At 65.8% G+C, this 21,509-nt stretch carries 19 protein-coding genes; 8 read left to right on the forward strand and 11 right to left on the reverse strand.

Annotated features, from left to right (window positions below):
- Positions 1 to 2 precede the first annotated feature (2 nt).
- Together ilvD and DN387_RS14910 are read right to left on the reverse strand one after the other, a co-directional pair.
- The gene (ilvD, locus tag DN387_RS14905) at positions 3 to 1,844 is read right to left on the reverse strand and encodes a dihydroxy-acid dehydratase (RefSeq protein ID WP_043860003.1); all 1,842 of its coding nucleotides are present in this window, start codon (positions 1,842 to 1,844) and stop codon (positions 3 to 5) included.
- 259 nt (positions 1,845 to 2,103) lie between these two features.
- Positions 2,104 to 3,468 (reverse strand): APC family permease, encoded by a 1,365-nt coding sequence (locus DN387_RS14910; protein WP_043860002.1) that lies wholly within the window; start codon positions 3,466 to 3,468, stop codon positions 2,104 to 2,106.
- Positions 3,469 to 3,703: 235 nt separating this feature from the next.
- Here DN387_RS14910 and DN387_RS14915 point away from each other — a divergent pair, with 235 nt between their 5' ends.
- On the forward strand, positions 3,704 to 5,377 hold the full coding sequence (locus tag DN387_RS14915) for a DUF4153 domain-containing protein (RefSeq protein WP_054915533.1): 1,674 nt from the start codon (positions 3,704 to 3,706) through the stop codon (positions 5,375 to 5,377).
- Between the two features lie 94 nt (positions 5,378 to 5,471).
- Here DN387_RS14915 and DN387_RS14920 read toward each other — a convergent pair whose 3' ends face one another.
- Positions 5,472 to 6,668, reverse strand: coding sequence for a class I SAM-dependent rRNA methyltransferase (locus tag DN387_RS14920; RefSeq protein ID WP_043860000.1), 1,197 nt, complete (start codon positions 6,666 to 6,668; stop codon positions 5,472 to 5,474).
- Positions 6,669 to 6,744: 76 nt separating this feature from the next.
- The gene (locus DN387_RS14925; RefSeq protein ID WP_043859999.1) at positions 6,745 to 7,284 is read right to left on the reverse strand and encodes a type 1 glutamine amidotransferase domain-containing protein; all 540 of its coding nucleotides are present in this window, start codon (positions 7,282 to 7,284) and stop codon (positions 6,745 to 6,747) included.
- Positions 7,285 to 7,421: 137 nt separating this feature from the next.
- Here DN387_RS14925 and DN387_RS14930 point away from each other — a divergent pair, with 137 nt between their 5' ends.
- Both DN387_RS14930 and mutM read left to right on the forward strand, forming a co-directional pair.
- Complete coding sequence (locus DN387_RS14930) at positions 7,422 to 8,288, forward strand: HDOD domain-containing protein (RefSeq protein WP_043859998.1); 867 nt, start codon at positions 7,422 to 7,424, stop codon at positions 8,286 to 8,288.
- 3 nt (positions 8,289 to 8,291) lie between these two features.
- Positions 8,292 to 9,104, forward strand: a complete 813-nt coding sequence (gene mutM / locus DN387_RS14935) for a bifunctional DNA-formamidopyrimidine glycosylase/DNA-(apurinic or apyrimidinic site) lyase (RefSeq protein WP_043859997.1) — start codon at positions 8,292 to 8,294, stop codon at positions 9,102 to 9,104.
- A gap of 9 nt (positions 9,105 to 9,113) precedes the next feature.
- Here the strand turns inward: mutM and DN387_RS14940 are convergent, their stop codons facing one another.
- The 3 genes from DN387_RS14940 to DN387_RS14950 form a co-directional block, all read right to left on the reverse strand.
- Complete coding sequence (locus DN387_RS14940; RefSeq protein WP_011531711.1) at positions 9,114 to 9,365, reverse strand: YfhL family 4Fe-4S dicluster ferredoxin; 252 nt, start codon at positions 9,363 to 9,365, stop codon at positions 9,114 to 9,116.
- A gap of 109 nt (positions 9,366 to 9,474) precedes the next feature.
- Positions 9,475 to 9,954 carry a pantetheine-phosphate adenylyltransferase gene (coaD, locus tag DN387_RS14945; protein ID WP_043859996.1) on the reverse strand — a complete coding sequence of 160 codons (480 nt, stop codon included), beginning with the start codon at positions 9,952 to 9,954 and terminating at the stop codon, positions 9,475 to 9,477.
- Positions 9,955 to 10,193: 239 nt separating this feature from the next.
- A complete protein-coding gene (locus tag DN387_RS14950; RefSeq protein ID WP_054915534.1) occupies positions 10,194 to 11,585 on the reverse strand; it encodes a coniferyl aldehyde dehydrogenase in 1,392 nt (463 codons plus the stop codon).
- Between the two features lie 124 nt (positions 11,586 to 11,709).
- Between DN387_RS14950 and DN387_RS14955 the strand changes: the two genes are divergently transcribed.
- Positions 11,710 to 12,375 (forward strand): TetR/AcrR family transcriptional regulator, encoded by a 666-nt coding sequence (locus DN387_RS14955; RefSeq protein ID WP_043859994.1) that lies wholly within the window; start codon positions 11,710 to 11,712, stop codon positions 12,373 to 12,375.
- 36 nt (positions 12,376 to 12,411) lie between these two features.
- A complete protein-coding gene (locus DN387_RS14960; RefSeq protein ID WP_054915562.1) occupies positions 12,412 to 13,266 on the forward strand; it encodes a sulfurtransferase in 855 nt (284 codons plus the stop codon).
- On the opposite strand, the gene DN387_RS14965 is transcribed toward DN387_RS14960, so the two are convergent.
- The 4 genes from DN387_RS14965 to DN387_RS14980 form a co-directional block, all read right to left on the reverse strand.
- On the reverse strand, positions 13,267 to 14,262 hold the full coding sequence (locus DN387_RS14965) for a hydrolase (RefSeq protein ID WP_054915535.1): 996 nt from the start codon (positions 14,260 to 14,262) through the stop codon (positions 13,267 to 13,269).
- Between the two features lie 292 nt (positions 14,263 to 14,554).
- Positions 14,555 to 15,151, reverse strand: coding sequence for a 16S rRNA (guanine(966)-N(2))-methyltransferase RsmD (gene rsmD, locus DN387_RS14970; RefSeq protein ID WP_054915536.1), 597 nt, complete (start codon positions 15,149 to 15,151; stop codon positions 14,555 to 14,557).
- Complete coding sequence (locus DN387_RS14975; protein ID WP_306303111.1) at positions 15,151 to 16,557, reverse strand: pitrilysin family protein; 1,407 nt, start codon at positions 16,555 to 16,557, stop codon at positions 15,151 to 15,153. Before DN387_RS14975 ends, rsmD begins: the two co-directional genes overlap by 1 nt.
- Before the next feature lie 64 nt (positions 16,558 to 16,621).
- Positions 16,622 to 17,977, reverse strand: a complete 1,356-nt coding sequence (locus tag DN387_RS14980; RefSeq protein WP_254506106.1) for a pitrilysin family protein — start codon at positions 17,975 to 17,977, stop codon at positions 16,622 to 16,624.
- A gap of 229 nt (positions 17,978 to 18,206) precedes the next feature.
- Here DN387_RS14980 and ftsY point away from each other — a divergent pair, with 229 nt between their 5' ends.
- From ftsY to ftsX, 3 genes are read left to right on the forward strand one after another with little or no spacing between them, the layout of a single operon-like run.
- On the forward strand, positions 18,207 to 19,706 hold the full coding sequence (ftsY, locus tag DN387_RS14985; RefSeq protein ID WP_054915539.1) for a signal recognition particle-docking protein FtsY: 1,500 nt from the start codon (positions 18,207 to 18,209) through the stop codon (positions 19,704 to 19,706).
- Entirely contained in the window at positions 19,703 to 20,374 is a 672-nt protein-coding gene (ftsE, locus tag DN387_RS14990) for a cell division ATP-binding protein FtsE (RefSeq protein WP_043860122.1), read from the forward strand. Before ftsY ends, ftsE begins: the two co-directional genes overlap by 4 nt.
- Positions 20,371 to 21,402 carry a permease-like cell division protein FtsX gene (gene ftsX, locus DN387_RS14995; protein WP_043860123.1) on the forward strand — a complete coding sequence of 344 codons (1,032 nt, stop codon included), beginning with the start codon at positions 20,371 to 20,373 and terminating at the stop codon, positions 21,400 to 21,402. The genes ftsE and ftsX overlap by 4 nt, the downstream gene beginning before the upstream one ends.
- The last annotated feature ends 107 nt before the right edge of the window (positions 21,403 to 21,509 follow it).

Raw genomic sequence — 21,509 nt, forward strand, 5'->3', positions numbered from 1 at the left:
CCTTACAGCCCGTCCAGCATGGCCTTGTTGCGCACCGCGCCTTTGTCGGCACTGGTGGCGAGCAGGGCGTAGGCCTTGAGCGCGGTGGTCACCTTGCGTGGACGCTGCTCGACCGGCTTCCAGCCCTTCTTGTCCTGCTCGACACGCCGCGCCGCCAGCTCTTCATCGCTGACCAGCAGGTTGATCGAACGGTTGGGAATGTCGATCAGCACCTTGTCGCCGTCGCGCACCAGGCCAATCGCGCCGCCTGCTGCCGCTTCCGGCGAAGCATGGCCGATGGACAGGCCCGAGGTGCCGCCCGAGAAGCGCCCATCGGTCAGCAGCGCACAGGCTTTGCCCAGGCCCTTGGACTTCAGGTAAGAGGTCGGGTACAGCATCTCCTGCATGCCCGGGCCGCCTTTTGGCCCCTCGTAGCGGATGATCACGATGTCGCCGGCCTGCACTTCGTCGGCCAGAATGCCGCGTACCGCGCTGTCCTGGCTTTCGAAGATCTTGGCGTTGCCTTCGAACACGTGGATCGACTCGTCGACGCCTGCGGTCTTCACCACGCAGCCATCCAGCGCGATGTTGCCGTACAGCACGGCCAGGCCGCCTTCCTTGGAGTAGGCGTGCTCGAAGCTGCGGATGCAGCCGTTCTCGCGGTCGTCATCCAGGGTTTCCCAACGGGTCGACTGGCTGAACGCGGTCTGGGTCGGGATGCCGGCCGGGCCGGCCTTGAAGAAGTGGTGCACCGCTTCGTCGTCGGTCTGGGTGATGTCCCACTTGGCGATGGCTTCTTCCATGCTGCGGCTGTGCACGGTCGGCAGGTCGGTGTGCAGCAGGCCGCCACGGGCCAGCGAACCGAGGATGCTGAAGATGCCGCCGGCGCGGTGCACGTCTTCCATGTGGTACTTCTGGATGTTCGGCGCCACCTTGCACAGCTGCGGCACGCTGCGCGACAACCGGTCGATGTCGCGCAGGTCGAAGTCGATCTCGGCTTCCTGGGCGGCGGCCAGCAGGTGCAGGATGGTGTTGGTCGAGCCGCCCATGGCGATGTCGAGCATCATGGCGTTCTCGAACGCCTTGAAGTTGGCGATGTTGCGCGGCAGTACCGACTCGTCGTTCTCGCCGTAGTAGCGCTGGCACAGTTCGACGATGGTGCGGCCGGCCTTGAGGAACAGCTCTTCGCGGTCGCTGTGGGTGGCCAGGGTCGAACCGTTGCCCGGCAGGGCCAGGCCCAGGGCTTCGGTCAGGCAGTTCATGGAGTTGGCGGTGAACATGCCGGAGCACGAACCGCAGGTAGGGCAGGCGCTGCGCTCGTATTCGGCGACCTTTTCGTCACTGGCCGAGCTGTCGGCGGCGATCACCATGGCGTCGACCAGGTCCAGGCCGTGGCTGGCCAGCTTGGTCTTGCCGGCTTCCATCGGGCCGCCGGACACGAAGATCACCGGGATGTTCAGGCGCAGGGCGGCCATCAGCATGCCGGGGGTGATCTTGTCGCAGTTGGAGATGCACACGATGGCGTCGGCGCAGTGGGCGTTGACCATGTACTCGACCGAGTCGGCGATGATCTCGCGACTGGGCAGCGAGTACAGCATGCCGTCGTGGCCCATGGCGATGCCGTCATCCACGGCGATGGTGTTGAATTCCTTGGCCACGCCACCGGCGCGCTCGATCTCGCGGGCCACCAGCTGGCCCAGGTCCTTCAGGTGCACGTGGCCCGGGACGAACTGGGTGAAGGAGTTGGCGATGGCGATGATCGGCTTCTTGAAGTCGGCATCTTTCATGCCGGTGGCGCGCCACAGGGCGCGTGCGCCGGCCATGTTGCGACCGTGGGTGGACGTTTTCGAGCGGTAATCAGGCATGAAGCACTCCTGGCGGCTAATCAGGTAACAAAAAGGGGAGTGAGCTTCTCTTGTCCTTTGCACCGAAGGCAGGTGGCCGCTGGTACGGATGAGGCCGAAAACACCACGGGATCGCCGAGGGCTCGACCAGAGCTCATAAACCCGCCGGGGATGACTGGCGATGAATAGGCCGATTCTACACCGCTGGCGGCGGGAAGGAATGGCGCATTGGGCGGTTGGGCGTTTTCGCTGCGCGCGGGCCGCCCAACCGCCATGGCGTTCAGCCGGCCTCGGAGAAGTGCACCAGCTTCACGCGCTTGCGAAAGCCGCCGGTCAGCACGCCCAGGTACACCAGGCCGAGGGTGAACCAGGTCATGCCGATGGTCAGGGTCAGTGCCGACAGGCTGGTCCACAGCCACAGTGTGAGGCTCATGCCCACCAGCGGCACCACGCCGTAACGCAGCAGCCCCGAGAGGTTGCGGTGGCAGGCTTGATCGACCAGGTGCGTGCGCACCACCGCCAGGTTCACCGCCGAGAACGCCACCAGCGCGCCAAAGCTGATCAGCGAGGCCAGGGTGGTCAGGTCGATCACCAGTGCCAGCAGGGAGAACACCGATACCACCAGGGTGGCGAACACCGGGGTGCCGAAGCGTGGCGAAAGGCGCCCGAACCAGCGCCGTGGCAGCACCTGGTCGCGGCCCATGGTGTACAGGATGCGCGACACCGCAGCCTGCGAGGCCAGTGCCGAACCCAGGCTGCCGGCCACGAAGGCCGCGGTGAAGAAGTTGGCGAGGAACTGCCCGCCGGCCTTGAACATCACTTCATTGGCTGCCGCATCGACGTTGGCGAAGTGGCTGCCCGGCAGTACCAGCTGGCTGATGTAGGCCAGCACGGTGAACAGCAGCCCGGCGCCCAGGGTGGTGAGCAGGATGGCGCGCGGCACATCGCGTTGCGGGTCGCGGGTTTCCTCGGCAAGGGTCGATACCGCGTCGAAGCCCAGGAAGGACAGGCACAGTACCGCTGCCCCGGTCATCAGGTGGCTGAACCCGGGCCGGGTGCCGTCACCGAGCAGGGGCGACAGCAGGTCGATGGGCGCGCCGTGCAGGCTCTTGATCGACAGCGCGGCGAACACGCCGATGAAGATGATCTGCGCGCCCACGATCAGGTTGCTGGCCTTGGCCACCGAATGGATGCCGATCACGTTGAGCACGGTCACCAGGGCGATGGCGGCGACGATGATGCCCCACACCGGCAGGGCCGGGAAGGCGATGTTGAGGAACAGCCCGATCAGCAGGTAGTTGATCATCGGGATGAACAGGTAGTCGAGCAGCAGCGACCAACCGGCCAGAAAGCCGATGTTGGGGCCGAACGCCAGGTGGGTATAGGAGTAGGCCGAGCCCGCCACCGGGAAGCGTTTGACCATGAAGCTGTAGGACGTCGCGGTGAACAGCATGGCCAGCAGGGTCACCAGGTAGGCGCCTGCGGTGCGGCCACCGGTGAGCTCGGTGACGATGCCGTAGGTGGTGAAGATGGTCAGCGGCACCATGTACACCAGGCCGAAGAACACCAGGGCGGGCAGCCCCAGCACGCGGCGCAGTCGAGCGGTATCTGAAGTGCCAGGATGAGAGCGGTCGATAGAGGACATGGGTCGAACCTGCATTGTTTTTATTTTGATTGAGTCGATTTTTATCTGCTTATGTCGCCTGGATCAATGAAAAATTTGCCCTTATGGATTATTGGCCTGGATTTTTATCGGTATATGTGCATGGCTGCATGAGGTCTGTGCGGCGCTGCAATGAAGTCGACATGCTCTAGCCGTGCAGGGTCGCCTGGCCCTAGACTGCGCGCCTTGTGCATCACCCCTCGCAAAAGGACTTGGAATGCCCGTGCTCAACCGCTCCGTGCTGTATTACCTCGCCATCGCCCTGGTACAGGGGGCGCTGCTGCTCACCTTCATCCATTACCGCAACCCTGTGCTCGCGGTGTTCTGCGCCACGCTGGCCCTGGTGGGCGGCATCAATCTGCAACTGCTGGGCGGCGCGGTGCGTCAGCGCGGCACCTGGCTGCTGGTGGCCGGCCTGGCGTTGCTGATGGCCAGCGTGTCCGCCTGGCTGTATGCGCAATCGGCCGACGGCTGGCTATGGATGCGCTGGATACCGGCCTCGCTGGTGCTGGCCTATATCGGCGCGGCGTTCATCCTCAGTTGGCCGACCCGCGACGGCAATCGCCTGCGCTATCAGGACCTGTACCAGCACGCCTGGAACAATGCCTTCATCGTGCTGCTGGCGCTGCTGGTGACCCTGGCGTTCTGGTTGCTGCTGTGGCTGTGCGGGCGGCTGTTCACGATTCTGGGCGCGCCGGTGCTCAGCGATATCTTCGCCTCGCTCGAATTCATCTGCGTGTGCCTGCCGATCTTCTTCTCGCTGGGCATCCGCATGGGGCGCCAGAACGACAAGGCCATCGGCCTGCTGCGCAATGTGCTGCTCACCGTGTGTCGCTACCTGCTGCCGCTGTGTTCGCTGATTGCGGTGGTGTTCACCCTGGCGCTGGCGGTGACCGGGGTCGCGCCGATCTTCAACACCGGTTACTCCACCAGCATCCTGCTGTGCCTGGTGGGCAGTACGCTGTTTCTGCTCAACGGCGTGTTCCAGGACGGCGAGCACGATGCCGGTTATGCCAGGCCCCTGAAGCTGCTGGTGAACGCCAGCCTTGTGTGCCTGCCGCTGCTGATGGCGCTGGCGTGTTACTCGAGCTGGCTGCGCATCGACCAGTACGGCCTGACCCCGCAGCGCTTTCTGGCGATGCTGCTGATCGGCATCGCGCTGGTGCACAGCCTGGCCGCGCTGTGGGCCATTCGCCCGCGCCAGGCGGTGTGGCTGGGCAGCTTGCGGCGCAGCAACCCGTTGATCGCGCTGCTGAGTTTCGTGGTGCTGATGCTGGTGTTCACGCCGGTGCTCAACCCGTTGACCTACAGCGCCGCCAACCAGATGGAGCGGCTGTTGAGCGGGCGCACCTCGGCGGATGCGTTCGATGCGCGCGCATTGCGCCACCGGCTCGGCAAGCCGGGGATCGAGCAGTTCGAGCGGTTGTCGCGCCTGGTCAAGGAGGGGCAGATCCTGGATGCGCCAAGCCGCGAGCTGCTGGCCGATCGACTGCTGGAGGCCGAACCGGTGAGCATGTCGCCGCGTGAGTACGGACCCAAGCTGGAATGGATCGGGCCTGCGCCGGAGGACAGTGCGCAGATGCTCAACCTGACCCTGATCGAGAGCCAATGCGGCAGTTCGGGGTGTGCTGCCTGGCAGGTGGACCTGGATGACGATGGGGTCAACGAAGTGCTGGTGGTTCCCAAGCACGAGTACTCGACGTCGGCGTTCGTATATGCGCGTCACGAGGGCTTCTGGCGTGATTATGCGCGGGTGGACGGGATCGGCACGGGGCGCGCACTGATCGAGCAGATTCGGGCGGGCACGCTCAAGCTGGCGAAACCGCGCTACAAGACCCTGGTGATCGACGGGCGAGAACTGGGAATGATGCCTTACCCGCAGCGCGATTGAGTGCACCTGCCTGCAGGAGCCGGCCTTGCCTGCGAAAAGGCCGTTACAGGCAAAAAAAATCCCGGCACCTGGCCGGGATTTTCATTCAGCGCGATCAGCTGTTGGGCAGCAGCCGGCAGGTGATGCTCTTGATGTAGCGCGTTTCCGGGATCGCCGGGTGCACCGGGTGGTCCGGGCCCTGGCCGCCGCGTTCGAGCAGCTGCATGTTGCGATCCAGGTGGCGGGCGCTGGTCAGCAGGATGTTCTGCAGGTCGTCTTCGGGCAGGTGCATCGAGCACGAGGCGCTGACCAGAATGCCGTCCTTGCTCAGCAGGCGCATGGCCTGCTCGTTCAGGCGGCGGTAGGCGCCTTCGCCGTTCTTCAGGTCCTTCTTGCGCTTGATGAACGCGGGCGGGTCGGCCACGATCACGTCGAAACGCTCTTCAGCGGCCTTGAGCTCGCGCAGCGCCTCGAACACATCGCCTTCCACGCAGGTGACCTTCTCGGCAATGCCGTTGAGCGCCGCATTGCGCTCCACGCCATCCAGGGCAAAGCCCGAGGCATCCACACAGAACACCTCGCTGGCGCCGAACGCACCGGCCTGCACGCCCCAGCCACCGATGTAGCTGAACAGGTCGAGCACGCGCTTGCCTTTGACGTAGGGTGCCAGGCGTGCGCGGTTCATGCGGTGGTCGTAGAACCAGCCGGTCTTCTGGCCTTCCATCACCGGCGCTTCGAATTTGACGCCGTTCTCTTCCAGCGCCACCCACTCCGGCACCAGGCCGAACACGGTTTCGACGTAGCGGTTCAGGCCTTCGGCATCACGCGCCGCCGAGTCGTTCTTGAACAGGATGCCGGTGGGTTTGAGCACCTGCACCAGGGCGGCGATCACGTCGTCCTTGTGCTGTTCCATGGTGGCCGAGGCCAGCTGTACCACCAGGATGTCGCCGAAACGGTCGACCACAAGGCCCGGCAGCAGGTCCGAGTCGCCGTACACCAGGCGGTAGAACGGCTTGTCGAACAGGCGCTCGCGCAGCGACAGGGCCACGTTGATGCGGTGCACCAGCAGCGACTTGTCCAGGGCCAGCTTGGCGTCGCGCGACAGCAGGCGCGCGCAGATCAGGTTGTTGGGGCTCATGGCGACGATGCCCAGCGGCTTGCCGCCGGCACCTTCGAGCACCGCCTGGTCGCCGGCCTTGAAGCCATGCAGCGGGGTCGCGGCGACGTCGATTTCGTTGCTGTACACCCACAGATGGCCGGCGCGCAGGCGGCGGTCGGCGTTGGCTTTGAGGCGAAGGCTGGGCAGGGACATGACGTCGCTCCGGAAAAAAGAGCGGGAGTATAGCGCGTCGGCCGGGCACGCGGCTCGGCCGGCGACAAATAGCCGATCAGGCGCCCAAAGCGCGCAGCAGCTGGGTGTTGAAGGCGGGAATATCGTCGGGCTGGCGGCTGCTGATCAGGTTGCGGTCGATGACCACGGCCTGATCCTGCCACTGCCCGCCGGCATTGGTGATGTCGTCGCGCACGGTCTTGTAGCTGGTCATCTTGCGGCCCTTGACCAACTGGCTCGACACCAGCAGCCAGGCGCCATGGCAGATCACCGCCAGGGGTTTGCCGCTGGCGTCGTGGGCCTTGACCAGCTTCTGGGCGCCGGGGTCGATGCGTATGGTGTCGGAGTTCTGCACGCCGCCGGGCAGCACGATGGCGTCGTAGACCGCGACGTCGGCCTTGTCGAAGGTGTTGTCCACAGTGAAGTCGTCGGCGGGCTTGTCATGGTTCCAGCCCTTGACCGTGCCCGGTTTGGCCGAGAGGATGTCGACGCGCACGCCGCTTTGCTCGAGGGCCTGCTTGGGCCCGGTGAGTTCTACCTGCTCGAAGCCGTCGGTGACCAGCATGGCCACGCGCTTGCCGTTCAGTTGGGTCGTCATCTGCGTGCTCCTGTTGAGTTGAACCTGTAGTAAGCAGGCAGCCCTGGGGCAGGCAAAGTTCCTTCTGAATCCATCAACGGGTGTTTCCCGGCCCGCCTGCAGGGTTAGAATCGCCCTTCAGCCCCGAGTGTGTATCTATGTCCCAGGAACTTACCGCCGAACAGATCCAGCAAGCCCTGCAGGGCATCAGCGTACCGCCCCAGCCGCAGATCATGGTCGACCTGCAGTTCGAGCAGTACATGCCCGACCCGGACCTGGAGACCATCGCCAAGCTGATCTCCCAGGACCCGGGCCTTTCCGGCGCACTGCTCAAGCTGGTCAATTCGCCGTATTACGGGCTGACCAACAAGATCGCCTCGATCCAGCGCGCGGTGAACCTGCTGGGCAGCCGCTCGATCATCAACCTGATCAACGCGCAGTCGATCAAGGGCGAGATGAGCGACGACACCATCGTCACCCTCAACCGCTTCTGGGACACCGCCCAGGACGTGGCCATGACCTGCCTGACCCTGGCCAAGCGCATCGGCTCGCAGGCGGTGGACGAAGCCTATGCCCTGGGGCTGTTCCACGATTGCGGCGTGCCGCTGATGCACAAGCGCTTCCCCGACTACATGCATACCCTGGAGCAGGCCTACGCCGAGGCCGGCCCCGACAAGCGCGTGGTCGACACCGAGAACCGCACGTTCAACACCAACCACGCCGTGGTCGGCTACTACACGGCCAAGTCGTGGCGCCTGCCCGAGCACGTGAGTGCCGCCATCGCCAACCACCACAATGCCCTGGCGGTGTTCAGCGACGACTCGGCGCGCAACACCCAGCTCAAGAACCTGCTGGCCATCCTGAAGATGGCCGAGCACATCTGCAGCTCGTACCGGGTGCTGGGCAACCAGAGCGTGGACCACGAATGGAACACCGTCGGGCACCTGGTGCTCGACTACGTGGGCCTGTCGGAGTACGACTTCGAGAACCTCAAGCAGACCATCCGCGAAATGGGTGCGCACTGACCCATGCCCGAGCTACCTGAAGTCGAGACCACCCGCCGCGGCATTGCGCCGTACCTTGAAGGGCAGCGTGTCAGCCGTGTGGTGGTGCGTGAACGGCGCCTGCGCTGGCCGATACCCGAAGACCTCGACGTACGCTTGTCGGGGCAGCGCTTCGTGTCGGTGGAACGGCGTGCCAAGTACCTGCTGCTCAACGCCGAGGTGGGCACGCTGATCAGCCACCTGGGCATGTCGGGCAACCTGCGGCTGGTGGAGATCGGCCTGCCGGCGGCCAAGCACGAGCATGTGGACATCGAGCTGGAGTCGGGGCTGGCGCTGCGCTACACCGACCCGCGCCGGTTTGGCGCGATGCTCTGGACCCCCGACCCGTTGCAGCACGAGCTGCTGCTGCGCCTGGGCCCGGAACCGCTGACCGACCTGTTCGATGGCGAGCGGCTGTTCCAGCTGTCGCGCGGGCGCTCGATGGCGGTCAAGCCGTTCATCATGGACAACGCGGTGGTGGTGGGGGTGGGCAACATCTATGCGACCGAGGCGCTGTTCGCGGCGGGCATCGACCCGCGGCGCCCGGCCGGGGGCATTTCGCGGGCGCGCTACCTGCGCCTGGCCATCGAGATCAAGCGCATCCTGGCCGCCGCCATCGAGCGTGGCGGCACCACCTTGCGCGACTTCATCGGCGGCGACGGCCAGCCGGGCTACTTCCAGCAGGAACTGTTCGTGTACGGGCGCGGGGAAGAACCGTGCAAGGTGTGTGGCACGGTGCTGCGCAACGTGACCCTGGGCCAGCGCGCCAGCGTGTTCTGCCCGCGCTGCCAGACGTAGCGGCCTGTATCAGGCCTTGCCGGTGATCCTGCGGTACTTGGCCATCAGCTCGTCTTCGGTTTCCGGGTGCGCTTCATCCAGCGGGATGCAGTCGACCGGGCAGACCTGCTGGCACTGCGGTTCGTCGTAATGGCCAACGCACTGGGTGCACAGGTTGGGGTCGATCACGTAGATCTCTTCGCCCTGGGAGATGGCGGCGTTCGGGCACTCGGGTTCGCAGACGTCGCAATTGATGCAATCGTCGGTGATGATCAGGGACATGGGGACTCCGGCCGGGGCGTCAGGCCCGGGCATATGAAAACCAATGGGCACAATTGTGCCGCATTAACGCCCGCAGTGCACGCGGGCGCGGTTTTCGATGCGGGCGCGGTTACTTCTTGAAGCGCTCGGTGAGTGCGTCAGCCACTACCGGGTGCACGAACTTGGTGATATCGCCGCCCAGCGCCGCGATTTCGCGCACCAGGGTCGAGGATATGAACGAATAGCGCTCGGACGGCGTCAGGAACAGGCTTTCGACGTCGGGCGCCAGTTGCCGGTTCATGTTCGCCAGCTGGAACTCGTACTCGAAGTCCGAAACCGCGCGTAGGCCGCGAAGGAATACATTGGCCTGCTGCTCTTTGGCGAAATGCGCCAGCAGCGTGGAGAAGCCGATGACCTGCACGTTGGGCAGGTGCTTGGTGACCTCACGCGCCAGCTCTACCCGTTGTTCCAGGGGGAACAGCGGGTTCTTCTTGGGGCTGGCGGCGACCGCGATGATCACCTCGTCGAACAGCCGGGAGGCCCGCTCGACCAGATCGCCATGGCCTTTGGTAATAGGGTCGAATGTACCTGGGTACAACACTCGGTTCATCGCGTCGTCCTGGCAGGAGTGCGTTTGGGAGTCGGATGGTATCGCAGCAGCTGCGGTCGGCCAAGTCGCCATCGCCGGCTCAAGGCACTATAGACAGGCGTGATAATGCTTGTCACCCGCTGCAGGCCGAGTGTCTGGTGCCTTGAAAGTATCGACCCCATCGCGGGTCAGGCCCGCTGCCACAGGTAATGCACCTTTTTGTGGGAGCGGCCCTGACCCGCGATGGGGTCGCTGCAACGTCAGCGAATGAACAGACGATAGACCCACCGCTGCAGCGCCTTCCCATACGGCGGATAGATCAGCCGCGCCGCATTCACCCGCGACTTGGCGAACACCGCCCGGGCATGACTGAAGGTCTTGAAGCCCTCGTGCCCGTGGTAGTTGCCCATCCCCGACGGCCCGACCCCGCCAAACGGCAGGTCGTCCTGGGCCACGTGCAGCAGGGTGTCGTTCAGGCACACGCCGCCGGAATGGGTCTGCTCCAGCACCCGCCGCTGCTCGGCACGGTCGTGGCCGAAGTAGTACAGCGCCAGCGGGCGCGGGCGCTGGTTCACATAGGCCAGCGCCTCGGCCAGGCTGTCATAGGGCACCACCGGCAGCAGCGGGCCGAAGATCTCGTCCTGCATCACCTGCATGCTGTCATCGACCTGCAGCAGCACCTGCGGCGGCAGGCGCCGACCTTCGCGGGCTTCGCCGGGGTACAGGTCGAGCACGCTGGCGCCCTTGTCGCGGGCATCGCGCAAATAGCCTTCCAGGCGCGCCAGGTGACGCACATTGATGATCGCGCTGTAGTCCGGGTTGTTTCGCACCTGTGGATAAAACCGCAGCACTGCCTCGCGATAGGCCTGCACGAAGCCCTGCAGGCGCTCGCGCGGGACCAGCGCGTAGTCCGGGGCAACGCAGGTCTGCCCGGCGTTGAGGGTCTTGCCGAAGGCGATGCGCTCGGCCGCCTGGGCCAGCGGTACACTGGCCGACACGATGGCCGGCGACTTGCCGCCCAGCTCCAGGGTCACCGGGGTCAGGTTGGTGGCTGCCGCCGCCATCACCTGGCGGCCGATGCTGGTGGCGCCGGTGAACAGCAGGTGATCGAACGGCAGGCGCGAGAAGGCCTCGCCCACGCCAGCATCGCCCAGCACCACGCTGACCAGGTCGTCGGGAAACACTTCGCCCAGCAGGCGCTGAAGCAGCGCCGCGGTGGCCGGGGTGGCTTCGCTGAGCTTGAGCATCACCCGGTTGCCCGCTGCCAGCGCCGCGGTGAGCGGGCCGATGGCCAGAAACAGCGGGTAGTTCCATGGCACGATGATGCCCACCACGCCCAGCGGCTGGTACAGCACCCGCGCGCTGGCCGGCTGGAACGCCAGGCCCACCGTGCGCCGCACCGGCTTCATCCAGCCCTTGAGGTGGCGCTCGGCGTGGCGAATGCCCTGCACGCTGGGCATCAGTTCGGCCAGCAGGGTCTCGTCGGCGCTGCGCCCGGCAAAGTCGCGGTCGATCGCCGCGACCAGGGCCGACTGGTTCGCCAGCAGCAGCCGGCGCAGGCTGGCAAGCCACTGCAGGCGCTGCGCCGCCGGCGCCATGGGCAGCCCGGCAAAGGCCCGGCGCTGCTGTTCGAACAGGGTCTGGAGGGGCATGCGGGCTCCGTGGCAGGGCAAGTGTGCCTGGAGCATATACGCCGGTTGTGCAGGTGGTACATCCCGTGGCGGATACGCCGTAAGATAAGCCTATTCCTTCAAGCTCATGCCTTTGGAGCTGACCATGGCACCGCGCATCAAGACCCGCGAGCTCATCGTGCAGAACAGCCTCGAGCTGTTCAACCAGCAGGGTGAACGCAGTGTCAGCACCAACCACATTGCTGCGCACATGGAAATCTCGCCGGGCAACCTCTATTACCACTTCGCCAACAAGCAGGCGATCATCGCCGTGCTGTTCACCCAGTACGAGGCGCTGGTGGAAGGCTTTCTGCGCCCGCCCCAGGGGCGCGCCGCCACCGTCGAGGACAAGCGCTTCTACCTCGAGGCGCTGCTGTCGGCGATGTGGAACTACCGCTTCCTGCACCGCGACCTCGAACACCTGCTCGGCCACGACCCGACCCTGGCTGCGCGCTACCGACGTTTTTCGCAGCGCTGCCTGCTGCAGGGCCAGGCCATCTACCGAGGTTTCGTCGAGGCCGACATCGTGGCCATGGACACCGTGCAGATCGAATCGCTGACCCTCAATGCCTGGATCGTGCTGACCTCCTGGGTGCGCTTTCTGTGCACCACCCGCGAGCACTCCGCGCACCTGAGCGAAGAGGCGATCAAGCGCGGCGTGTACCAGGTGCTGGTGCTGGAGCTCGGTTTCGTCACCGCCAGCGCGCGCCCTGCAGTGGATGCGCTGTGCAAGGAATTCTACGTGCCGCTGGACCAGGCACTGGAACAGTAGGCCGCCCACCCCCTTTGAATCGATATGGAGACCGACATGCCACTCGCGCAACTGATCGCACCCCAGCAACTGGCAGAGCGCCTGGGCGCTCCGAAGCTGGTGATTCTCGATTGTCGCTTTGCCCTGGAAGACGTCGACTATGGCCAGCGCAGCTATGCCGAAGGGCATATCGCCGGCGCGCACTTCGCCGACCTGGAGCGTGACCTGAGCGGGCCGGTGGTCAAGGGCGTGACCGGTCGCCACCCCTTGCCCGACCCGCAGCAACTGATCCAACGGCTGCGCAGCTGGGGCATCGACAACGATAGCGACGTGGTGCTCTACGACGATGGCCCCGGAGCCTTTGCCGCGCGGGCCTGGTGGTTGCTGGCATGGCTGGGCAAGCGCGACGGGGTGGCGATCCTCGATGGCGGGCTCAAGGCCTGGCACGCGGCCGGGTTGCCGCTGAGCCTGGATGCCTGTGACAAGCGTGAAGGCAACTTCAGCGGGCAGCCCGATGCGAGCCTGGTGCTGGACGCCGCCGAGTTGGCCAATGGCCTGGGCACGCCCGACCTGACCCTGCTCGACGCCCGTGCGCTGCCGCGTTTTCGCGGCGAGGTGGAGCCCATCGACCCGGTGGCCGGGCATATCCCCGGTGCGCATTGCGCGGCCTTCACCGACAACCTGGGGCCCGATGGTCGTTTTCTGTCGCCCCAGCAGCTCAAGCAGCGCTTTGCCGCCTTGCTCGGTACGCGCCAGCCGCAGGCGCTGGTGGCCTATTGCGGCTCGGGGGTGACGGCCTGCCATAACCTGTTCGCCCTGGCCTTGGCCGGTTATCCGCTGGCACGGCTGTACGCCGGTTCGTGGAGCGAGTGGATCACCGACCCGCAGCGTCCGGTGGCCAAGGGCGACTGATCAGGCCCCGCTGGCCAGCCACTGTGGAATGCGCCGCTCCAGGTAGTAGCCGGGTTGGCGCAGGCTGCCGTCGACAAAGCCCACGTGACCGCCATGTCGGTGTAGCTCCAGGGTGGTCTGGCTGGCCAGTTCGGCGGCCCCTGGCAGGCTGTGGCTGAACACGAACGGATCGTCCTGGGCATGGATGATCAGCGTGGGCGTACGGTTTTCACCCAGGTAGTAGCGGCTCGACGAGCGCTGGTAGTAGTCGTGGGCGTCGCTGAAGCCGTTCAGCGGCGCGGTCACGCGGCCGTCGAAATCCCAGAAGGTGCGCAGGTTTTCCAGCGGGCCGAGGCGGTCCAGGGTTGCCAGGCCCTCATGGTGACCGTGGTGCTGGAAGTGGCGCTGCTTGTCCTTCACGTAGCCCAGCATGGCGCGCATGAAGTGCGCCTGGTACACCCGTGAAAACCCCAGGCCGATGCGATCGGCGCACTGGTCCAGGCGAAACGGCACCGACACCGCCACGGCCGCCTGCAGCTGGCTGGCCGTACCCGCTTCCCCCAGGTGCTTGAGCAGCACGTTGCCACCCAGCGAATAACCCACCGCGTACAGCGGTGCCTGCGGGCGCTGGGTGCGCAGGTGGGCGATGACTTCGGCCAGGTCTTCGCTGGCGCCGGAGTGGTAGCTGCGCGGCAACAGGTTCGGCTCGCCCGAGCATCCGCGCCAGTTGACCGCCACGCTGGCCCAGCCCTGCACCGCCAGGGCGCGCTGCAGGCCGATGACGTAATGGGAGGTCGACGAGCCGGTCAGGCCGTGCAGTACCACCACCAGTGGCGTGGTGGTGGCAAGCGGGCCGTGCCAGTCCAGGTCGAGGAAATCGCCGTCGGCCAGCCACAGGCGCTCGCGCCGATGTGCCAGCGGTGGCGACTTGCGCCAGAGCGGGCCCCAGAGCGTCTGCACATGGGGGTTGCGCAGGCCGGTTGCTGGCTTGAACGGGGGTGGGGTGGCGCTGGACATCGTCGAGGTCTCTTGAGCGGGCGGCAGACCCTGTGATCAGTGTATGTGCGCAAGCGCAGGTCTGCTGCCGCCAAAGCATATTCAGCAGGTGTCACTTCGGGCAAGGGCTGTCGGTTGGCGAGGCTGAGGTCGTGGAAGGGTGTGCTGGGCTGCTGAGGGTCAGCAGCCCTGTGGTGGTGCAGGCGGCACGCACAAGCCGGTTGGTGATCGGCGCCGTGCCTGGGGAGCGCCGGAGCACGATCAGGCAAAGCACCTCAGGCGGCGGCTGCAGTTTGCTGGAGGCGGGCGACGTTCAGCCGCGCTCCCACAAGGCATAGTGCACCTGACCGGCCTTCTTTTCCCGGTGCAGGCGCCAGTTGCCCGGCAGTTGCAGGGTCGACGGCGCGGTTTCGCTTTCGGTGTAGATCCACGCGTGCTCGGCCAGCCAGTGGCGCTCTTCGAGCAGTGCACAGGTGGCCGGCAGCAGGTCCTGGTGGAAGGGCGGGTCGAGGAACACCACGTCGAACGGGGCCTTGGGCTCGCCTTGCAGGTAGCGCACCACGTCGGTCTGGATCACCTGCCCGGTGGGGCAGCGCAGCAGCTCCAGGTTGTCCTTGAGGTTCTCGATGGCGGCGCGGTTGCTGTCCAGCGCCACGGCCGAGGCCGCGCCGCGCGACAGCGCTTCGAGAAACAGCGCGCCGCTGCCGGCAAAGGCATCCAGCACGAGGGCGCCCTCGATGTGCGCGGTCAGCCAGTTGAACAGGGTTTCGCGCACCCGGTCGGGGGTAGGGCGCAGGCCCGGTGCGTCAGGAAAGCTCAGGCGGCGGCTGCGCCACTCGCCGGCGATGATGCGCAACTGGCCCTGGCCGCCGTGGGCGGCGGCCTTGGATTTGGCGGATGGACTGGCCATTAATGCTCCGGTACGCCAAGCGGCTGCTCGGCGGGTTTGTCAGTGGGCGGTGGCAGCGGCTGTTGCGCCACCTTCGGCCCGGCGGTCACGATGACCATCTTGTCGGCGGCCAGGTGCTTGTTGAGGGCAGCACGCACCTGCTCGACGGTGAGGCTCTGGGACTTCTGCATGAAGTCCTCGAGGAAATTCAGCGGCAGGTCATAGAAGCCGATGGCCCCCAGTTGGCCGACGATGCTCGCATTGCTGGCGGTGGACAGCGGGAAGCTGCCGGCCAGTTCGCGCTTGGCATCGTCCAGCTCCTGCTGGGTGGGGCCGGTCTTGAGGTAGTCGCGCAGGATGTCCTGTACCAGCTTGAGCGTGCCTTCGCTGAGTTCGGCACGGGTCTGCAGGTTGATCATGAACGGGCCACGCACCTGCATCGGGCTGAATACCGAGTACACGCCGTAGGTCAGGCCGCGCTTTTCGCGCACTTCGCTCATCAGGCGGGTGCCGAAGGCGCCGCCGCCGAGGATCGAGTTGCCCAGCGACAGGGCCGCGTAGTCCGGGTCGGCGCGGTCGATGCCCAGCTGGGCCAGCATCAGGTGGGTCTGCTTGGACGGGAAGTCGATGTGGTTGACGCCGGGCTTGGGCTCGCTCGGTTGTGCCAGCTTGGGCAACGCCGGGCCCTTGGGCAGCGTGGCGGAGACCTGCGCGGCAATCGCCTCGGCTTCAGTGCGGCTGAGGTCGCCGACCAGTGCGATCACCACGTTGCCGGCGGCATAGGCCTTGGCATGGAAAGCGCGCAGCTGGTCCAGGGTGATCGGCGGGATGCTCCTGGCGTCGCCATCGCTGGGGTGCCCGTAGGGATGCTTGCCGTAGAGCTTCTCGAACAGCTCGATGCTGGCCAGCTTGCCGGGGTTCTGCTTCTGGTACTCGAAGCCGGCGAGCATCTGGTTCTTGATGCGCTTGAGCGCGTCTTCAGGGAAGGTCGGCTTGCCCACCACTTCGGCGAACAGCTTCAGGGCCGGCTCGCGCTTGTCCATGGCGCTCAGGCTGCGCAGCGAGGCCACCGCCATGTCGCGGTAGGCACCGTTGCCGAAGTCCGCGCCCAGGCCTTCGAAGCCGGCGGCGATGGCGCCGACGTCCTTGCCCGCCACGCCTTCGTTGAGCATGGCGTTGGTCAGGGTGGCCAGGCCCGGCAGGTTACCGTCCTGGCTGCTGCCGGCGGCGAAGGTCAGGCGCAGGTCGAACATCGGCAGTTCGTGGGCTTCGACGAACAGCACCTTGGCGCCTTCGGCGGTGTTCCAGGTCTTGATGTCGAGGTTGCGTCGGCTCGGTGCCTTGCCATCCAGCTCGGCCAGCGATTGCAGGTTGGCGCCGGGCTTGGCGGCCGCGGTGTCGGCATGGGCGGGGCCAGCCAGGCACACGGCGCTCAGCAGCAACGCGCCGAATACGCCGCGGCCCTTCGGGGTGTGGCGTGGGGTGGTGTGCTCAGTCATGCGCCTGCTCCTCGGGCAATACATGCGCAACGCTCAGGCGTTCGCGGGTGAAATAGGTGCGGGCGGCATTCTGGATGTCGGCCGGGGTCACGCTCTTGAGCTCGTCCAGCTCCTTGTCGATGAGCTTCCACGACAACCCGACGGTCTCCAGTTGGCCGATGGTGGTGGCCTGGCTGCTGATCGAGTCGCGGTCGTAGACCAGCCCGGCGATCACCTGGGCGCGCACGCGCTCCAGCTCTTCAGCGGTTGGCGGGGTGGTTTTCAGCTCGTCGAGCAGCTTCCAGACGCCGCTTTCGACCTCGGCCAGGGTCTTTTTCTTCTGCGTGTTGGGCACCGCGGAGAGCACGAACAGGCTGTCGCCACGGGTGAACGGGTTGTAACTGGCCGACGCGCCGGCCACCAGTTCCTGACCGCGTTCCAGGCGGGTGGCCATGCGCGCGCTGTAGCCGCCGTCGAGCAGGGCCGCGATCAGGCGCAGGGCGTGCACGCTGCGCGGGTCCTTGGCGGTGGCCAGGCCCGGCACGTTGAAGCCGTAGATCAGGCTCGGCAGTTGGGTGCGCACATGCACGGTGAGCTGGCGCAGGCCCGGCTCGGCCAGTTCCAGCGGCAGTTTGGCAGGGGGTGTGGCGCGCTTGGGGATGGCACCGAAGTAACGCTGGGCCAGGCCCTTGACCTCGTCGGCGGTGACGTCGCCGACCACTACCAGGGTGGCGTTGTTGGGCACGTACCAGGCTTCGTACCAGTGGCGCAGCTCTTCGACCTTCATGCGTTCGAGGTCGGCCATCCAGCCGATGGTCGGGGTGTGGTAGCCGCTGGCCGGGTGGGCCATGGCGCTGAACAGCTCCATGGCCTTGGAATTGGGCTGATCGTCGACGCGCAGGCGGCGCTCTTCCTTGATGACCTCGATTTCGCGGCTGAACTCTTCGGGCGGCAGGCGCAGGCTGCCCATGCGATCGGCCTCCAGTTCCAGGGCCACGCCCAGGCGGTCGCGGGCCAGCACCTGGTAGTAGGCGGTGTAGTCGTCGCTGGTGAAGGCGTTCTCTTCGGCGCCCAGGTCACGCAGGATGCGTGAGGCTTCGCCAGGCCCCAGCTTGTTGCTGCCCTTGAACATCATGTGTTCCAGGGCATGGGATAAGCCGGTCTGACCCGGGGTCTCGTAGCTGGAGCCGACCTTGTACCAGACCTGCGATACCACCACCGGGGCGCGATGGTCTTCACGCACGATGACCTTGAGGCCGTTGTCGAGGGTGAATTCATGGGTGGGCTGGACGTCGGCGGCAACCGCCACCAGGGACATGACAATTGTGCTGAGCAGCAGGCCGGCGGCGCGGCGGGCTAGAGCATTCATTGATGATTCAACCTGTAGGGCTGCCCGCATGGCCTTAGCGTCGGCGGGCTAGGAGGTGCTAGGATACTGATCCGGTTGCCTGACGACCATGCCTGTCGAGATCAAGCGTTGCAGGCGTCCCGACAAAATGTTGCGCATGAACCAGTCGGCTTGACCATAGTCTGTTCTGCGTTAGAAGAATTTTGAGGCGCCACACTGGCGCATCGCTACCCTGAGATAGCCGTCTTCCATGTTTGGTTCCAACGACGACAAAAAGACCCCGGCCGCGGCCGGTGAAAAGAAAGGCCTGTTCGGCTGGCTGCGCAAAAAGCCCCAGCAACCTGTTGTCGAACAGCCCGAAACCCCAGTGCCAGAGGCGCTGGAGCCTATCGCCCCGACTTTGCCTGAGCCGGTAGCCGTCGAGCCCGCCCCGGTCGCGAGCGCGCCCGTCGCCGTCGAGGATCACCCCAGCAGCCTGGTGCTGCCGGTGCCCGAAGAGCCGGTGGCGCTGGTGGCCGACCTCGAGCCCCACGTCCCCCCGCCGATTCCCGAGCGCCCAGCCCCCGAGCCTGCCCCGCAGTACGCTGCGCCCGAGCCTATGGAAGTGCCTGCGCCGCAGTACGCCGCGCCCGAGCCGGTGATCGAGCCTGTACCGCAGTACAGCGCACCCGAGCCGGTGATCGAGCCTGCCCCGCAGTACAGCGCACCCGAGCCGGTGGTCGAGCCGCCTGCAGTGGTGCCGCCCGCACCTGTTGCGGCCACCGAGGTCGCCCTGCCTGTTCCCGAGGCCGCCCCGTCGGCGCCTGAAACCACCACCAAGGCCGGCTTCTTCGCCCGCCTCAAGCAGGGCCTGTCCAAGACCAGCGCCAGTATCGGCGAGGGCATGGCCAGCCTGTTCCTGGGCAAGAAGGTCATCGACGACGACCTGCTCGAAGAGATCGAGACCCGCCTGCTGACCGCCGACGTCGGCGTCGAGGCCACCTCGGTGATCGTGCAGAGCCTCACCCAGAAGGTCGCACGCAAGCAGCTGGCCGATGCCGATGCCCTGTACAAGTCGCTGCAGGGCGAGCTGACCGACCTGCTCAAGCCGGTCGAACAGCCGCTGAAGGTGCATGCCGCGAACAAGCCGTTCGTGATCCTGGTGGTCGGCGTCAACGGCGCCGGCAAGACCACCACCATCGGCAAGCTGGCGAAAAAGCTCCAGCTCGAAGGCAAGAAGGTCATGCTGGCCGCCGGCGACACCTTCCGTGCTGCCGCGGTGGAGCAGCTGCAGGTATGGGGCGAGCGCAACCAGATCCCGGTCATCGCCCAGCACACCGGCGCCGACTCCGCTTCGGTGATCTTCGACGCGGTGCAGGCGGCCAAGGCGCGCAACATCGACGTGCTGATCGCCGACACCGCCGGTCGCCTGCACACCAAAGACAACCTGATGGAAGAGCTGAAGAAGGTTCGCCGCGTGATCGGCAAGCTGGACGCCGACGCGCCGCACGAGGTGCTGCTGGTGCTGGACGCCGGCACCGGGCAGAACGCCATCAACCAGGCCAAGCACTTCAACCAGAGCGTGGAGCTCACCGGCCTGGCGCTGACCAAGCTCGACGGCACCGCCAAGGGCGGGGTGATCTTCGCCCTGGCCAAGCAGTTCGGCCTGCCGATCCGCTACATTGGTGTGGGCGAAGGCATCGATGACCTGCGCACCTTCGAAGCCGAGCCCTTCGTACAAGCCTTGTTTGCCGAGCGGGAGCCTTCATGATCCGATTCGAACAGGTCGCCAAGCGTTACCCTAACGGTCACGTTGGCCTGCATGAATTGAGTTTTCGGGTGCGTCGGGGCGAGTTCCTGTTCGTCACCGGCCATTCCGGCGCGGGCAAGAGCACCTTGCTGCGCCTGCTGCTGGCCATGGAGCGCCCGACCAGCGGCAAGCTGCTGCTGGCCGGCCAGGACCTTGGTCAGATCAGCAACGCGCAGATCCCGTTCCTGCGTCGCCAGATCGGCGTGGTGTTCCAGAACCACCAGCTGCTGTTCGACCGTACCGTGTTCAACAACGTCGCCCTGCCGCTGCAGATCCTGGGCCTGTCCAAGGTCGAGGTGGCCAAGCGTGTGGACGCGGCGCTGGAGCGTGTGGCCCTGTCGGACAAGGCCCAACTGTTCCCCGGCGACCTGTCCACCGGCCAGCAGCAACGGGTGGGCATTGCGCGAGCCATCGTGCACCGTCCGGCCCTGTTGCTGGCGGATGAACCCACCGGCAACCTCGACCCGCGCCTGGCGGCCGAGATCATGGGTGTTTTCGAAGATATCAACCGCCTGGGCACCAGCGTGCTGATCGCCAGCCACGACCTGGCGCTGATCGCGCGCATGCGCCATCGCATGCTGACCCTGCAGCGCGGCCGCTTGATCGGCGATGGGGAGGCCGGGCAATGAGTGCAACACGTAGTCCCAAGGTGTCCGAGCGGGTGGCCCCTGCGGCAGCCGAGCCAAGCCCTCAGAAACAGAAAAAGCGCCGTGATGATGACGATGACGGCCCGGATTTCAGCACGCTGCTGCACGCCTGGCTGGAAAGCCATCGCTCCAGCCTGCTCGACAGCCTGCGTCGCCTGGGCAAGCAGCCGATCGGCAGTTTCTTCACCTGCCTGGTGATGGCCGTGGCCCTGAGCCTGCCGATGGGGTTGTCGCTGCTGCTGAGCAATGTCGAGCGCCTGGGCGGCTCGTGGCAGCGTGCAGCGCAGATTTCGCTGTACCTCAAACTTGACGCCAGCGTGAGCGAAGGCGAAGCCCTGCGTACCCAGATCAAGGGCATGCCGGGGGTGGCCGATGCCGAGTATGTCAGCCGTGAACAGGCCCTCGACGAGTTCCAGCAGCAGTCCGGGCTGGGCGAGGCCTTGCGCGAGCTGCCGGAGAACCCCTTGCCTGGCGTGGTCGTGGTGACCCCGGCCGAAGTCGACAAGCCAGCGCTGGAGGCCCTGCGCCAACGCCTGGCCGAACTGCCCAAGGTGGAACTGGCCCAGCTCGACCTGGTGTGGGTGGAGCGGCTGGCGGCGATCCTCAAGCTGGGTGATCGCTTTGTCTTCGGCCTGACCGTGCTGCTGGTGTCGGCGCTGCTGCTGGTCATTGGCAACACCATTCGCCTGCATATCGAGAACCGCCGTACCGAAATCGAGGTCATCAAGCTGGTGGGCGGTACCGATGCCTACGTGCGCCGGCCGTTCCTGTACATGGGCGCGCTGTATGGCCTGGGGGCAGGCGTACTGTCCTGGGGGGTACTGGCGTTCGGCCTCAACTGGCTGGATGACGCGGTCGTCGGCCTGTCGGGTCTATACGGCAGCGATTTCTCGCTGGCCGGGGTGCCGCCTGCCGATGGTCTGTCGCTCTTGCTTGGGGCGGTGCTGTTAGGGTATATCGGTGCTTGGATTGCGGTCGCTCGGCATCTGCGTGAGCTTGCACCGCGATAGTGTCTTCCAGCCGTCATTGACTATCGTGTATTTCGGGAACTTGTTTCGCGGTTCCCGGTCAATGATGGCAGTGCCTGATGGCACAATTCAGTGAGTCGGAGGTTTTT

The organism is Pseudomonas sp. FBF18, from assembly GCF_024261405.1.
Lineage (GTDB): Bacteria > Pseudomonadota > Gammaproteobacteria > Pseudomonadales > Pseudomonadaceae > Aquipseudomonas > Aquipseudomonas palmensis.